The sequence below is a fragment of the Alteromonas pelagimontana genome, from assembly GCF_002499975.2.
Classification (GTDB): Bacteria; Pseudomonadota; Gammaproteobacteria; order Enterobacterales; family Alteromonadaceae; genus Alteromonas; species Alteromonas pelagimontana.
Genome location: NZ_CP052766.1, coordinates 2,823,455 through 2,839,341, shown reverse-complemented (window position 1 = coordinate 2,839,341; position 15,887 = coordinate 2,823,455). Strand labels below are relative to the sequence as shown.

General features: G+C 43.4%; 8 protein-coding genes, 1 rRNA gene and 1 pseudogene. 3 read left to right on the top strand and 7 right to left on the bottom strand.

Features of this window, described 5'->3' with window-relative positions; genetic code table 11:
* Positions 1 to 35: 35 nt before the first annotated feature.
* Positions 36 to 1,598: ribosomal RNA gene (locus CA267_RS12470) — 16S ribosomal RNA — on the bottom strand.
* Positions 1,599 to 2,316: 718 nt separating this feature from the next.
* On the opposite strand from CA267_RS12470, the gene CA267_RS12465 reads away from it, so the two are divergent.
* Positions 2,317 to 3,078, top strand: a complete 762-nt coding sequence (locus CA267_RS12465) for a hypothetical protein (RefSeq protein ID WP_075607282.1) — start codon at positions 2,317 to 2,319, stop codon at positions 3,076 to 3,078.
* 62 nt (positions 3,079 to 3,140) lie between these two features.
* Here the strand turns inward: CA267_RS12465 and CA267_RS12460 are convergent, their stop codons facing one another.
* From CA267_RS12460 to CA267_RS12440, 5 genes are all read right to left on the bottom strand, one after another.
* Positions 3,141 to 4,847 (bottom strand): glycosyltransferase family 2 protein, encoded by a 1,707-nt coding sequence (locus tag CA267_RS12460; protein ID WP_075607281.1) that lies wholly within the window; start codon positions 4,845 to 4,847, stop codon positions 3,141 to 3,143.
* A 15-nt stretch (positions 4,848 to 4,862) separates the two neighbouring features.
* Positions 4,863 to 5,936, bottom strand: a complete 1,074-nt coding sequence (locus CA267_RS12455) for a hypothetical protein (RefSeq protein ID WP_075607280.1) — start codon at positions 5,934 to 5,936, stop codon at positions 4,863 to 4,865.
* 36 nt (positions 5,937 to 5,972) lie between these two features.
* Positions 5,973 to 8,999 (bottom strand): glycosyltransferase, encoded by a 3,027-nt coding sequence (locus tag CA267_RS12450; RefSeq protein WP_075607279.1) that lies wholly within the window; start codon positions 8,997 to 8,999, stop codon positions 5,973 to 5,975.
* A gap of 25 nt (positions 9,000 to 9,024) precedes the next feature.
* Positions 9,025 to 11,025, bottom strand: coding sequence for a glycosyltransferase family 2 protein (locus tag CA267_RS12445; RefSeq protein ID WP_075607278.1), 2,001 nt, complete (start codon positions 11,023 to 11,025; stop codon positions 9,025 to 9,027).
* A gap of 91 nt (positions 11,026 to 11,116) precedes the next feature.
* Positions 11,117 to 12,022 carry a glycosyltransferase gene (locus tag CA267_RS12440; RefSeq protein WP_075607277.1) on the bottom strand — a complete coding sequence of 302 codons (906 nt, stop codon included), beginning with the start codon at positions 12,020 to 12,022 and terminating at the stop codon, positions 11,117 to 11,119.
* A 288-nt stretch (positions 12,023 to 12,310) separates the two neighbouring features.
* Between CA267_RS12440 and CA267_RS12435 the strand changes: the two genes are divergently transcribed.
* Complete coding sequence (locus tag CA267_RS12435) at positions 12,311 to 13,801, top strand: adenine nucleotide alpha hydrolase family protein (RefSeq protein ID WP_075607276.1); 1,491 nt, start codon at positions 12,311 to 12,313, stop codon at positions 13,799 to 13,801.
* A 152-nt stretch (positions 13,802 to 13,953) separates the two neighbouring features.
* A pseudogene (locus CA267_RS12430) lies at positions 13,954 to 14,148 on the top strand (IS3 family transposase); the annotation flags it as partial.
* Positions 14,149 to 14,368: 220 nt separating this feature from the next.
* Here the strand turns inward: CA267_RS12430 and CA267_RS12425 are convergent.
* Complete coding sequence (locus tag CA267_RS12425) at positions 14,369 to 15,655, bottom strand: hypothetical protein (RefSeq protein ID WP_075607275.1); 1,287 nt, start codon at positions 15,653 to 15,655, stop codon at positions 14,369 to 14,371.
* Positions 15,656 to 15,887: the final 232 nt, after the last annotated feature.

Sequence of the window (15,887 nt, the reverse complement as noted above, 5' to 3'; positions counted from 1 at the left end):
AGGCACTGCATCAAAAATGTCGCGTCGACTTTTGGTAAGGAGGTGATCCAACCCCAGGTTCCCCTAGGGTTACCTTGTTACGACTTCACCCCAGTCATGAAACACAAAGTGGTAATCGTCCTCCCTCATCGTGAAACGACGAAGGTTAGACTAACTACTTCTTTTGCATCCCACTCCCATGGTGTGACGGGCGGTGTGTACAAGGCCCGGGAACGTATTCACCGCAACATTCTGATTTGCGATTACTAGCGATTCCGACTTCATGGAGTCGAGTTGCAGACTCCAATCCGGACTACGACAAGCTTTAAGGGGTCCGCTCCACATCACTGTCTCGCTTCCCTCTGTACTTGCCATTGTAGCACGTGTGTAGCCCTACACGTAAGGGCCATGATGACTTGACGTCGTCCCCACCTTCCTCCGGTTTGTCACCGGCAGTCTCCTTAGAGTGCCCAACCAAATGCTGGCAACTAAGGACAAGGGTTGCGCTCGTTGCGGGACTTAACCCAACATCTCACGACACGAGCTGACGACAGCCATGCAGCACCTGTGTCTGAGTTCCCGAAGGCACCAATCCATCTCTGGAAAGTTCTCAGCATGTCAAGTGTAGGTAAGGTTCTTCGCGTTGCATCGAATTAAACCACATGCTCCACCGCTTGTGCGGGCCCCCGTCAATTCATTTGAGTTTTAACCTTGCGGCCGTACTCCCCAGGCGGTCTACTTATCGCGTTAGCTTCGCTACTTACAAATTAAATTCACAAACAGCTAGTAGACAGCGTTTACGGTGTGGACTACCAGGGTATCTAATCCTGTTCGCTACCCACACTTTCGCACATGAGCGTCAGTCTTTGGCCAGGGAGTCGCCTTCGCCACTGATGTTCCTCCAGATATCTACGCATTTCACCGCTACACCTGGAATTCCACTCCCCTCTCCAAGACTCTAGTCTGCCAGTTCTAAATGACCGTCCCAGGTTGAGCCCGGGGCTTTCACATCTAGCTTAACAAACCGCCTGCGTGCGCTTTACGCCCAGTAATTCCGATTAACGCTCGCACCCTCCGTATTACCGCGGCTGCTGGCACGGAGTTAGCCGGTGCTTCTTCTGTTGCTAACGTCAATGCTGATGGGTATTAACCATCAACCCTTCCTCACAACTGAAAGTGCTTTACAACCCGAAGGCCTTCTTCACACACGCGGCATGGCTGCATCAGGGTTGCCCCCATTGTGCAATATTCCCCACTGCTGCCTCCCGTAGGAGTCTGGGCCGTGTCTCAGTCCCAGTGTGGCTGATCTTCCTCTCAGAACAGCTAGAGATCGTCGCCTAGGTGAGCTCTTACCTCACCTACTAGCTAATCTCACTTGGGCCTCTCTTTTGGTAAGAGCGCAAGCGCCCCCTTTGGTCCCTTCTTTTTACAGATGGACATTATGCGGTATTAGCAGTCGTTTCCAACTGTTATCCCCCTCCAAAAGGCAAGTTCCCAAGCATTACTCACCCGTCCGCCACTCGTCAGCGATGTGCAAGCACATCCTGCTACCGTTCGACTTGCATGTGTTAGGCCTGCCGCCAGCGTTCAATCTGAGCCATGATCAAACTCTTCAATTAAATATATCGAAATATGAATTGTCGTTGTGACACTCTTAACGAGTGCCCACACAGATTGTCTTGTTATAAATTGTTAAAGAACATTTCTACTGCGCCTTTGCTTCGTATTGATGCGCTTGGCTTCTTCGCTTCTCAGTCACATGCATCAGCATACTCCTTCGTCACTCATCAAGTCGCACAACACTACGAATCAAATGCTGTGTAGAAAGCAGTTAATGACTAATCATTTCAACCGCTTGCTTCAGGTTATTCCCTGAAGCGGGAGGCGCATTCTACGCCTTTCGTTTTCCGTGTCAACACATTTTGAAATTTTTTATTTCCAAGAGCGTGTCACTCAAAACGGCTTCAGCGGTGTGTCTTACAACCCCCTGAAGCGAGGCGCGTATTCTACGCTTTTCGTTTCTGGCGTCAACCTTTTTTTGAAATTTCTTTCATCAGTGGTTGCAGCTGAAACCCGCATCAGCACTGGCTTTACCAGCTACCAGGGCCGTCGGTGTTTTGACTTTCCTGCCGAAGCGGATGCGCATTCTAGAGATTTCTAAATAAAGGTCAACAGCAATTGCGAAAAAAGTTGAGAAATTAATACTAAATGGTTAGTTTTCACGCTAAGCTGACAAAATATAGACAATTTGAACTATTTATGCGTAGTATCGTTTTAATTGTAGGTTAAGTTATAGTCATGCTAAATGGCTTTTGAGTTACCACAGAGGGTTTAATGATGCGGAAGTTTGGTCTATTTGTTGTTACGGCCACATTGAGTTGTTCAGTACTTGCCAATGCTTATCCCGAATTAGATAGAGAGCCGGTTGATCCGTTTCATACTGCATTTTTGAAACGACAGGTCGATCAGAATATGTCAGTGGGTCGTGCAATCCGTTCTATCGGGAGTCATTATCCTCAGGAAATGGTAGCTATAGTAGATGTGGCGCTTGATACCTATCCGGAAAGTTATAGAGAAATCATTCATGCAGCCATTTCCTCGCAACCTGCTTCAACAGAAGATATTGTAAAGTTAGCAATTGATAAAGGTGTAGCGTCGTGCACGGCCATTGTTGAAATGGCAATTAATGCCGAGCCCAGCTATGTGGACTTTGTTGTGCAAGCGGCTGCAAATAGTACGCCTGAAGATTTGGATGAAATTGTACGTATTGCGGTACTGACCGAACCGGATTCCGCTGACAGCATTGTGCAAACGCTATCAAGAGGTCATCCCAACAAAATTATAGAGATTCTGACAACTGCACTTAACGCCGTCCCTTATGTTGGGGAGTATGTGGTTGATTCTTTGTTAGCGGTGTTTCCAGAGCAAGCCGATGAAGTAGTAGGTACTGCTGTTATGCAATCTTCCGGACAAAGGGAGCAAGTGCTGCGCATTTTAGAGACGGCGCAAAACGCAGGTATGAGCGAAGATAAATTACGAGAGTATGCAGCTCAAGCTGGCGTTACCAGCGAAGAGATAGCTGCTGTTATAAGCGATTAAAAACTATAGTGAATGAAATACCATGGAAAAGACGCGCTCTACTTCAACTCACACGTCTTTTCTTATCTATATTCTCTGGGTCCTTTAATAGCGAAATTTTCTCGCTTTAGCGTCAGGTTAGGATTATAAGCAGGATCGTGGTCAATATACTTTTTCCACTTGCTCTGCAGGTAGGTAAGCTCCCGATTGAAACGCGCAGCTTTCTCCACTGTTATATCTAATCCGCGGCTAACCGATTCGTGGTGGTACAATTCAGCTTCGGCGCAATATAAGTTCCTCACTCCCGTTTCCAACACCCTCAGACAAAAATCCACGTCATTAAACGCGACTTCCAGATTTTCTTCGTCAAGGCCGCCAACGCCTTCATATATTGATTTCTTTACCAATAAACAAGCTGCAGTTACTGCACTATAATTTTGTGTTGCAATAAGACGGTTCATGTACCCGGGGTGGTAACGAGGAAAGTACTTATGTGCGTGCCCTGCTCCGCCGCCGTATCCAAGAACAACGCCAGCGTGTTGAATGCGGTCATCCGGGTATAAAAGCTTGGCACCTACACAACCGATATCTTCGCGTATAGCGTGCCCTACCATATACTCAAGCCACTCAGGCGTAATTACTTCAATATCGTTGTTGATCAGGCCTATTACTTCGCCTTGTGCATGTTTAACGGCAAAGTTGTTAATTGCTGAATAGTTGAATGGGTGAGGATAGCGAAGCAGTCGTATCTTTGGGTGAAGCTCTAGCTCGCTAAAATACGCCAAGGCTTCGGGATCATCGGAATTATTATCAATCAACAAGATTTCGTAGTTTAGGTAGGTCGTCTTTTGCAAAATAGACTCTATACACATCTTTACCAAATCTTTGCCATTGAAGGTAGGAATAATTAAAGACACCAGAGGTTGATTTTTAATTGGCCACTGAACTTTCAACAAACCTGGTGTGACATTCACTATCGTAGTGTTCCCGGATAACTCTTGGGATAAGCGATTCATATCACTTAGTGCTAAGGATTTTCTAACTGAAAGAACGAATGGCTGATGCGTTATGTTTAATTGAGTGGAATGAAGATAAATATAAGCCATCGTTGCTGCAATGCCATGGGTAACAAACCTATCTATGAACTGTAAGCTCATGGGCGTGTTTAGCAAAACAGCCTCATTTATATAAGCAGACGAAATTTGCAAATCAGGATTCCAATCAGGTAAAAAGCGGTATTCGCTTAGCCTCTCCTTATCATTCACACTAATACTGTCGAAGTAACAGAGATCACCACGAGCTGGGAGCATTAAGATCGGCAATGCTAACTGCTGGTGCAATTGAATGCCCGCCTCAATAACCAAAGTCTTTGTGGTGAACCTAGCGTCATCTTCGTAGTACGCCCGCACCACAAAATCGTCTCGTGAATCGCAATCGCCTGGCACACAATGTTTATCGACCCACACGGTATTAATAACTGGGTCTATACACTGTAGCGACTTTAAAGTGGCAGCAACATTTCCGTCTCCAACAATTAACACATTAATTTTTGCACTATATTGATCAAGTACTGCTTCTTTTCGACAAAGAAATTCCTTTTGGTTTAGGAGATTATCTGTAAGAAGCTTTCGGATTTTTCGTAAGCTCGGGACTTCATAGGCCAAACTGGAACGACGGAGACGTTCCCCGTACCATGCTTTAAGGCCATACTGTTTTCTTAGTTGATTCTTCAGCCTTTCTGGTAGAAGGCTAAAAGATGCTTTTAGAACCCTTACTGGGAAGTTTTTCATAGCGGCATAACAATCTTAAACTTCATTTGATGAAAAGCACCTACGTCGCAATTTTTCAACTATCACTACCCATATTGGCAGTATTTTCTTTAAAACTGCTACGCGTTCTGGTTGCTCCAGTTGTTCCTTTCTTTCTAATGCAATCTGATACGTCTTGTATAGCGTTAACAAAGAAATTTTCTTTTGTCGGACAAGTGTACGCAATATCTTTTCAAACTGTGAAAGTGACAACTCTTGTTCACGGCTAGGTAAGTTTTGCAACGTTCTACACTCAGCGTAAAATTCCTCACTCTTCGCTACTGTATGTGCATTAAGAAAGCGCTTTAGCTGGTTAAGGTACATCGATTTAAACGCTTCAAACTTGTCGTCCGAAAATAATGAAATTTTTTCCCGTTTCCCGTAGCTTTGTAAAGCAAGATCAAGCTGAACTTGTAATGCTTCTGATTCCAATTGGTTAAACCAGCGTTTAACTTCAATACTTTCGAGAGAATAAGAGGAATTTACATTCCCAACAGTTGTATTAACGTGGGCATTGTCAATATGTAACGCTTCAAGAAAATCAGCTATCAAACTGTTGTTTTTAAATATGGCCGTGGAATAGGGTCGCAAAATGAAACGACTTTCACCGACAGCTTGAATTTTTATGCTAAGAGTATTAAGCGTAGAATTGCTACCCGAGTTTGGTGAGAATTTGGTTGTCTTACCATGACGCTTCACTGCTTGATTGTAAGAAGACTGAAGGATCTCTAGTCCGAATCGGATATAACCGATGAACGTAGCTTCAGGAACCGTATCTGCAATCATTTCAATATTTTTAAAAAAAAATTCTGAAGAAAATAACAATGTATGGCAGTCTGCTTTGCGCGCTCGCGCGACTTCTGATTCGTACAGCGCTTTTGAAAAATGGAAGCTTCCTTTTTCTCCTTCAAAAACTTTTCGTAAGTTCCCAGAGCTAACGCCATTTACATCAACTGCGTGCTGAGGATAATAGACCCCTTGGTTTTTTAACCATTCGTGATTTAATGAGCACCACTTTTGTATAGCAGAGGTACCGGTCTTTGGAGGACCAAAGTGGAAAATAATTTTCATGTAATTAACATCTAATCTCAGAAATTGATTTTTCAGCTAATGCTGAAGCACAGCTTGATACAGGCACCTAATATTCTCACTGCCACTCAGATAAGAAAACTTCTGTTCAGCAGACCTTCTTGCAGCCTCACTTACTGTAGCCACGATGGAAGGATTCAGTGCCAACTGTTTAAGACTCTCAACGATGGATTGATAATCCTGAAAAGGAACTAAATAGCCATTTTTTCCTGACTCAATGAGTTCGTTTAAAGCGCCGCGATTGTACCCGATTGCAACACGGCCAGCAGCCTGTGCTTCGGCAACTGTTCTGCCAAATGATTCGTTGAAATGCGAAAGACTTAGTACCACATCTAAGTGCTGAAGTGCATCACAAGGATCGGCAACATAACCCTGGTATGCCAAATTCGTTAGTTTAAACGTTGAGAGACAGGTGGAAAGTTCACTGGTAAGCGGGCCGTAAACGTTAAAACGAATATTTTTTGATTCTAATGAACGCTTTGCCACTTCAAAGAAATCGTAAATTCCTTTTTTCCCCACATTGCTACTGATAATGCCCACTTCGAGCTGTTGATGCTGGTTTAAAGGGATCTGCTTTAGTTTTTCTACATCAATAGCGTTGTAAATCACCGTAATGTCCGCCGTGCAATCGTGGGGCAAAGCGCTGTTGAAACTCTGTTTAAGATAATGGGAATTGCAGATAATTTTACCACCGCTATTTGCAATTCTTGTATGCACAGCCGCAGGAGTGGAAAGTAAGGCATTTTGTAGCGCAGGATCGGTAGGCAGGTCCTCCCGAACATGCACAATAAATGGGAGCCCAGCTTCTTGTGCCGCAATGACGGGCTCATCAACAACTAGCGTGTTAATGTGAAACGCAGCTATATCTCGATACTTCGCATAAGCTTTAATTGCATCTACAGTGATTCTGCACGGAGATTTACTCTCGAACCACCACCCGTAAGGGATAAATTTTACTTCTACACACTGCACTGCAAGATCGTTGACATAATCCTGATTGTACGCCTCTGGCATCAGTGCATAAACATTGTAACCAGCAAGGTTAAGCATCGTAGCAAGATCGATAAAACTGCGTTCCGCGCCGTACACAGTATGTGCAGCCTGGTGAGCCACAAGCAATATATTCGCTGCGCGTTCAACTGCTCGCTGCCCTGGGATTACAGGATGAATTGGTGCTGAAGTACCTTGTAATTGCGAAAATATGGAAATGTCGTCGCCCTTTTTACCTGACAGGCGGTATCCAGTCAGGCTGAATTCAGGGCCTGGATCTTTGCCCTCATCAAACCCTTTTACTAAGTAATGTTCAAGAGGATCGATGCCGCCGGCGTGTAGTTCAGCATACCGCTGTACGTACCAGGCAGCATCCCAGAAGCCACTTGCCAGAAACGCACTTTTTACGTCGACCACCTCCTGCTCTTGCTCATGAGACAACAGCGTTGCTGGGCAGAAGAACGGGCGCTTTTTCATGGCCGCAGGTATAAATAAATCAGGAGAGAATTGTTCATGCCATGCAAACGCCGCATCAAGATACCACTTTCGTGGCCCTTCAAATTGTGTAAGCATATGAGTATGTGTGGACTGAGTTAGCGAGCCTTCCCTTACCAGCTGCAGCGATAATGGAACGTCTGGCAGTGCATGAGCAATAGATTGCTTTCCAAAAACTTTTAATACACGATAAAAATACTCTGTATCGGCTCCAGCCTTTATTTCATCCCAAAAGCCAAGCTTCTCAAAGGCAGGCCGGTGGAGCATCAATGAACTTACATTGCGAAAAATCCACCTTTCTTCTATTCGCCAACAGTAAAAAGACAGATCTGGCAATGTTCTTATCATTGAACTGACACTGCCTGCGGCGCTCTCTTTTACTATTGCGTGTACTTGCTTCTCGATTTTCTGCGAATGCGCCCAGTCATCAGCATCATTAACCGTAAGAAATTCACCCTTAGCCGCCGCCATTCCTTTATTTCTCGCAGCGTAAGCTCCGCCGTTTTGATCAGCCTTCAGCAGTATCCACTTTCTCCCTTTCCTACCGCTATGCTGCTCTATCCACTGCTGTACCAAGTGAGTGGAATTATCAGTGCTTCTGTCATCACTAATGATAATTTCCAGATTGGGCCAGGTTTGCTGGTTCAGGCAGTTAAGTACATATCCGATTGTCTCGCTAGCGTTGTACATGGGTACGATTACTGAGACTAACGCCGTTTCCCCAGCCAAAACAGTTGATTGGCATTGTAATGATGCCATGCTCAACACTGTATCTGTCATTGTAACTGGATCAAGTTGCTGTAAAGCGAGTACTGCATTAAATTCATCAAGCCACTGCTGAGAAGTTAATTTGCCTTGCACCTGCAACAAATTTACTTTAGCGCAATTTTTTTCGGGTAGCGATGGAGTGAGTTCTGAAATTATGGCTAACACTGCCTCAGCTTCGGCAATTTTTGAAGCCTTTATGGCACAGTCGATAATAAGAAGTAAAAAGCGCGGATAGTACGCACGCTCCCACTTTTCTTTTTCTTTAACAAGAGCAGACGCAAACTGATACGCTTCTTCAACGTCGCCTACGTAGTTATACCAGCGGGCGAGGTACCACAACGCAAGATGCCTTTCCCGTAAGCTGGTTTCCGGCTCGCTAAGAAGCAGTGTTAGTTTGCGCAATGCAAGATTATCCGCCCCCATCCACAAAATTTCGTCTAACCGTGCGGCTCTATTAGGCGCTGGAAGCCTTCCTTCAAGCCGGCCACTCTTTAGATAATGTAGAAACGGATGAACATTTGAATTGGCTACATCCTGATAGTAGCTTTTATACCAGGCAGCATCGAAGTCTGGACCGGGTGAAACTAAATAGTTCTCACGCAAAAACAGATACTTTGATATCTTCCAGTAGCTGAAAACTTTCCAGCTTGAAGCAGAGGCAGGCGACACCTCCGTTTCTGGAGAAAACATTTCCGATTGATAAACTAACCGTACTTCGCTTTTATTCGGTGTAGTAAAGGCCTGAGCAAACTTCGTCAGTACCTTAAGCCAATCTCGCAAGGTCTCTTTCATCGAATTTTTATACTTCGTTTACTCATCACAGGGTTTTCAGCGTTATTCGTAGGTTTTCCTGCTCAGACTCAATCAAAGGTTCCCCTTCTAACATCCGCACTAACTTAGCGATAATGACCGGGCGCATTTCAAGCATCGGTGCCATTAAATCTCGGGACTGCACTACTGCTTCTTCACATTCAACCTGCATACCGAAAACAACCACATCGCAGTTGTCGTTTAACAGTAACTGGAAAAAATCTGCTGCCAGCTCTTCTTTTTCAGAGCCGTAAGCGGGCCAATGTAACAGGCCCACACGTAGCCCCTCATCTAGCGCTTGTCGCGCGGCTAAAATCGCATTTTCTGAATCCTGGGATACACCAAACTCTGCGATAATGAGTTTGTCGCACCTTAAATTGACATCGCCACGTTTAAGCATTGCTTTGGGTGCAGGGAAACGTCGTTGATTGACTGATACCGACAAATCGGATGCGTGAGTATGCCACCATTGAGCAGCGCTTCTGTAAATATGTCGAAGCCCATTATGAATGGTTTTAACATGAGTGGCTTTTGTGCGGGTAAGCGAGCCTTCATCATCCAAAGCAAATGAGAAAGGAATATTGGGTTTATACTTTACCACCGAACCGTTGCCATAGTGCGCCTGAACCCGCCAAATAAACTCGGTATCGCCCCCCACTATGACTGAATCCCACGGTCCCAAATCATCTATAACGCGTTTACGAAATAAAAATGACGAGTGATTCCAATGAACAAGTCTGGCGTTCAAATTCCAGTTATGTGTAAATGTGAGATTATCTAGAGCGCGAGTCCAGTGCAAACAGACTCCCATTACCGTTTCTTTACGCTGTAACAGTTCAACCTGGGTTGCAATTTTATCCGGATGCGACCAGTCGTCAGCATCATGAGTAGTAATATAATCGCCCGAGGCTTCTTTCAACCCACGGTTGCGGGCCAAGTACGCGCCACCATTTTTTTCTTGTTGGAAGGCTTTAACTCTTGGTTGCGCCTCTGCTATTTTTTTAACAACGGTAAATGTGTTATCGGTACTTCTATCGTCCACAACGATAATTTCAAGATTCTTATAGGATTGCTCCAGTAAGCTTCTAATGGCAGCCTCAATTTTGTCTTCTGCATTGAAGATAGGCATAATGACAGAAACTCTCTCATCACCATTGATCGGCGCAGCGGCAGCAGTGATGTTATCGAATGACAACGGCAGGGTTTTATCACGTTTTTCTACTATGGCTAAGTCCCGAGGCGCATATACGCGATTGGTGATGGCTAACTTATCCTCATCGTTACCAACTGTGTTGGCCAGGGTAAGCAGCATATCCGTATCGCCAGGAACTCTCAGTAGAAAATTTTCAGCCACTTCTTTTGCTTTGCTTGTCTCACCGAGCGCTAACCATGAATGGGCAAACATCATTGCTGTGGCTTTATCGTCGCGATAGTGTGGGTCTAAGTTCACAATCAATTCAGCAAGCTCAAGCGTCTTTTTATAATTGCCGACATAAAAATACCAGCGGCCAGCATGCCACGCGGCAAAAAATCTTACATCACTGGGTTCATCTTTGTTCCCGTAGATAGCTGCAAGATCTGCCAAAGCAGGTTTTGAATACCCTCCCCACAAGTGATTCACTACCGTGTGACGCAGAAGTTCTCTGCGGTCACGCGTTGCATGATCATAACGGTTTCCGTTCGGTCTCCGCCCTTCCTGGCGGCCATGTAACGCGTAATGAAGTAGCGGGTTCATTCCAGATTCCGCTACGTCTTCATTGTTTTCAATGTACCACTGAGTATCGAAGTCTTTGGAGGGCTTGCGATTTTCTTGAGTGCCAAAGGTAAGGTAGTGCAACACAGGGTTTTTTGACCAAAAAGCATCTGCGCGAACATCCATATACATGCTGATATAGAATCTTTGGTCAAACAATTCACTGGCAGTAATAATTTGAATATCTCGCGCATGTTTTCTACGCAAACGTAAGCGTTTCAGTTGAAGCGCCGTTCCCAGTTTTTTTAGTAGCATTTTACACCTAACACTCGCGATTATCGGTGCGGGATAATACCAACACAAAACCTAAAACGCGACTGATGGTCAACTTTATTTGATATAAATCTTATTGAGAATTATGCGGCTTTACAAGGTTGTGGAGTTCTGGAAACCGGTTGAATATTTCATCTGCTTCCACAATGGCACAATCCCTTCGCTTGATTCTGGCAAATATGCCTTTAGCGCCTGTATCCTGTTCGTTATAGCTCATTCGTAAAAACATAGCCCTTGAGTGATCTATTATTAACGTAAAGTTTTCGTGAACAAGGGTATGATCTCCTGCGCCATACACGTTTCCGATCTTCCCCATTAATTTATTATCCGCTTTATTATAAAAATTGATGTGGCTTAGTCCTAGCGCTATCTTAGGTGAACTAATTTTGATGTTCGGCGACAGCTGCAGTGTTTCAATATCAAGATAAGATTCGTAGCCACGGGAAAAACTAATGATATGATCACAAAATCCCGGATGGATGTATTTCTTTATCTTTGGAATAAATTGCTCTGCTAATAAATCATCGTCATCTAATCTGGTGGTGGCAAAAGCAACATTCGACGAAGCTTTATCTAAGTGGCTTCTGATTAAGCTGTCTATAGATGGTGTTATGGCTGCGCTCTCATCAATGTAACTTATAGAAATAAAAGAACAACCATTCACAATTTCATTCAACTGCGCTTTGTAGGAATCTGGTAAGTGCGTAGAAGACAAAACTATAACCTGTAAATCAACATCTTCTGCGAGCGCATTTATTCTTCTCAAATTGGGAACAACCAGCTCTCGAAATAAAAGCAATTTCGCTTCCATTCGTTCCTTCGCAAACAAAGCTTCTTTGTAAATATCAAAATTGTCTTTGCGGGATATAGCCCAGTTTTTTGAAGAGGTCAATACCGAAAAACGGATTGGAATAAAAAGCTTTTGCAGATACGAGTCTGGGTTACAATTAGTGGAATTTCTCCCCCACCATTTAAGCATTCTTTAGCGCCTTCATATATGAGTTTCCCTTTCACCCACTTGTGATACCTGAAACCGTTTGTCATCAATCGCTCTATTATGCACAAAACCCTCTCCAGGTTCACTTGTATCTTAATGAGAATATTATTACAAAGTGACTTCGCACTCGGCTCTACAGAACATGACAATATCCGATGACTCAGGTAAAAATGTTACTTTGGCTTCAGATTTCGTTACACTGCAGCATTAGCCAGTGTGTGCTGGAAAACATGCACCAGCGGCAACAACTTGAATCTGATGGGAATATCTATGAAGCATAAACTTGCTGATTATCCGTTTGCGCAGGAAAGTGACGATGTAGACATTGTGAAACGACAGTACCGTTTTGGCTATATCGCCAATATCGGCATGCGACCTAAGTTTAGCGGGTCACTTAGCTCAAGCCTTGGCCACTGGGTAGAACTTCAAGTAAACACCCTTTCCCTCCTGGTGCATCCTGAAAGCCCTGTTTACAAAGTGAAGAGCTCTCCCACTCATGTTGTTCTGGTAGGCCATATCTTCGATGCCCTGAATAAAGAGTTCGACAGTCAGAAGATTGCCGAAAAGCTAGCTGCTTACAACTCAGCGACCAAAGAATTTCTCGGTAGTTTAGATAGCCTTGCAGGTCGCTATGTCATATTTATAAATTTTGGTCGCGGCTGGGAAGTATATCCAGACGCTTTCGGTTCGAAAATGCGCTACTTTTCACCTTCCCATCCCGGTTTAGTTGCTTCTCACAGCAGTTTACTAGCGAACGCCTGCGGCGCCCAGTTAGATTTCGATATGTTTGCTTTTATATCCAGCGAGTCATACAGAAAGCGAGATGTAAAAAATCTTCCAGGTCTGGCGACTGAATATGAAGACGTTTATGTAGCGCCCGCTAACCATATGTTGGAATTAACCCAGATGAATCTCGAACGCTTTTGGCCCCGTCATAACGTTCGCCATAACGATATGGAACTAGCAGCCGCTACGTTTATCCAGTATTTAGATGGCTATTCAGATTACATCGCTAAGACATTTGACAAAGAAATTTTTGGCCTTACAGGAGGTATGGATAGCCGCACTATGCTTGCTCCGTTATTAGCGAAAGGAGTAGAGGTAGAATCTTTTACGTTACTACGTGGTGGAGCGGATAATCGTCAAGATTTGGAAACTGCAAAGCAACTTGCCATTTCATTCGGCTTTGCACATACCGTAGTAAATGTTTCCACAGAAGCTTCAAGAATCCAGGGGTATTTTGCAGATGTGAGAAAAGCGCTCAGAATGACGGGAGGGCCACAACGGCTTAATACTATTCATTCTAACGACACCTTCTATCGAGCGTTTAAAGACAAAGCAAGTGTAAACAGCAATTTCTCTCGAGGTTTTGGCGGTGAAATAATTCGCGGCTTTTTTCAGAAGCAAGGCAAACCGTTAAAAAAAGCCACCGCAGAGAAGTTTGCCGGAATAATGGGAATTAACGGCCAGGAAGAAATCACTAAGCACTACTTCCAACATTTTATAGATAACCTTAGCTACGACAAATGCTACGACGCGGATCTATTTGATATCTACTATATGGAGCATCGAATGAGCAAGTGGGGCGCAAACGCATTAACAGAAAGTGACCTTACCGCGCATAGTATGGTAGGAATGTCGTGTCGTAAGTTATATGAAGTAAACATGGGGCTACCGCTGGACGTGCGAGGTACTCGCGAAGTTTTTAAGAGAACGGTGCAATATTTTGCGCCGGAACTGCTAAACATTGAGGTATGCTAATCAGCACCTATTTTATAGCGGGTGACCTCTCCCCCAAATTTAACACAGCAATGATCTGTGATTCGGTAAAGCTGGATTTTATCATTGTCATCTCCAGCGTTTGTCATTGCAGAAAACTCCAATTAAGTCTGTCTCAGTTTAGGGGAAGTGGACATCAGGTTACGTTCCGCAAGAAACTCTATGATTCACTGGAAATGTTGCAGGAAGATCTGGACGAATGGTTAAATTACTACAACAATGAACGGACTCATCAGGGAAAAATGTGCTGTGGCAGAATGCCAGTGGAAACATTAACTGATGGAAAACGGATCTGGGCTGAAAAAAAATTCAGCTCAAATCTAATCTGACCCTGGCACCAGAATACTGGGTAACTGTCAGATCAGGTCTGAGCTAGTACAGTTTAAGCCATTCGAGAGAATATGCGGTAGCATACTTTCTGGTATTTCTATGTCATCCAAAACTCGTTACTTTTAGCTTGAAAAATCAATGCTTATCCTAAATATTATTGCGGATAATAACGGCTATGACATCTCACTTTCATTTTCGTTAATTACGGATAAACATTGCCTATGATTCAATGAAAGAGATAATTTCCTCAATGGTATCTTGTTTGTTCAAAGGAACGTGTCCCCCCTTCGTAAGGTGCCACCGTGAATAAGTATGAAGGGTTAACTCACCCACTTGACTCTGCTCTAACTTATGTGCGATTTCAGACCATCTATGAATGAAGTAGTTGAACTGTAAAACATGTGCGCTATCCTTCGTATTATGAAGGTATTTTATCTTTGGAACAAAACTCTGTTTTTCAAACCGCTTTGTGACATCAACTCTATAGCACATATCATCATCGACTACAGTATCATTAATATCAAATGCAGCGTTAAATAGCTTTAGAACTTCAGTGCGAGCGTGGTATGTCTGAAGATCTATCTGTGGAATATCAACAATGGCTTGAGCGTCTTTGCCATAACATGCTGCAAGCATGAGTGACGCAAAACCACCAGCAGAAGCTCCAAAAAAAGTAACTCGGGTGTCTAGCTTGAACCAATGAACAATTTTCTTAATGATATCTACCTGAGTTTGAGCATAATCTTCAGTTTCATTTCCCACGAACCAGCCACCGTTAAGCTCCTCGTTAACATAAAGCGTTGGGTCGTTTAGTATAATTACAGAGTATGGTAAGTCGGCCGCCCAGCTCCATCGAAAGAAAACCGGTAAATCTATCTTACTCCGATTAATGGCATCTTGACCGAATATTAATAACTTATTGGATTTAGATTTCAATGCCATAAACATTTGGAAATGAGTATCCACATTTAAGATATAGCTTTCATCAAATTTGATATCCACTTTTTCCAAATTATCTGTATTAACTATTTTTTTAGGATACACCGCTTTACTAGGTTTTAAGGTCGAACCTTTCGGTTGATTAGACAAAAGTATTTCCATATGTCGTGCAACTTTTTTAGAAAATTCTAGCTCTGTATTACATGGAACATGTTGAACAGTAGTTGTTGCGCTGCTAGGAACCCCGGCATTGTTAGAAAAAATAACCAAATGGTGGAATTTGCTGCTGAAACTCCTGTCAGCCCATTCAGCTGTAGTTTTAATCTCAGCAACATCACGATCATAAGCATTCAACAATATAAGTAATCTTTTCTCGCTAATATCCGACATTTCATTATCAATAAAACTAAAAAAACTGATTATCGACTTATTAATATCCGATGAAGCCTTAAATTGCCCACTAACGTCGAAACCCTCAATATCAACTGTTTGAAACACCTTGAACAAGCAGTCGCTACTATCAACACGCGCAAATAAATCCCAAACTTGTTCTTTAAAACTAAACATATAACTAGCTACCGATACAATTGAAAATTAAAAGGACCAAAATCTTTAGGCGTTATAGCTCATATTCATTGTTATAGAATATTAACAACCACAATGAGCGAAAACTCAGGTTAATTAAAAAGATTTTAAATTTAGCGATAGTTCTGTGAGCTCGGGTGGTAAGCTCAACTCAATTTCTTTAAAGCAACACTCCAACGACATTAGCGGAAAATGAGGTTTCAGGTCGTCAAAA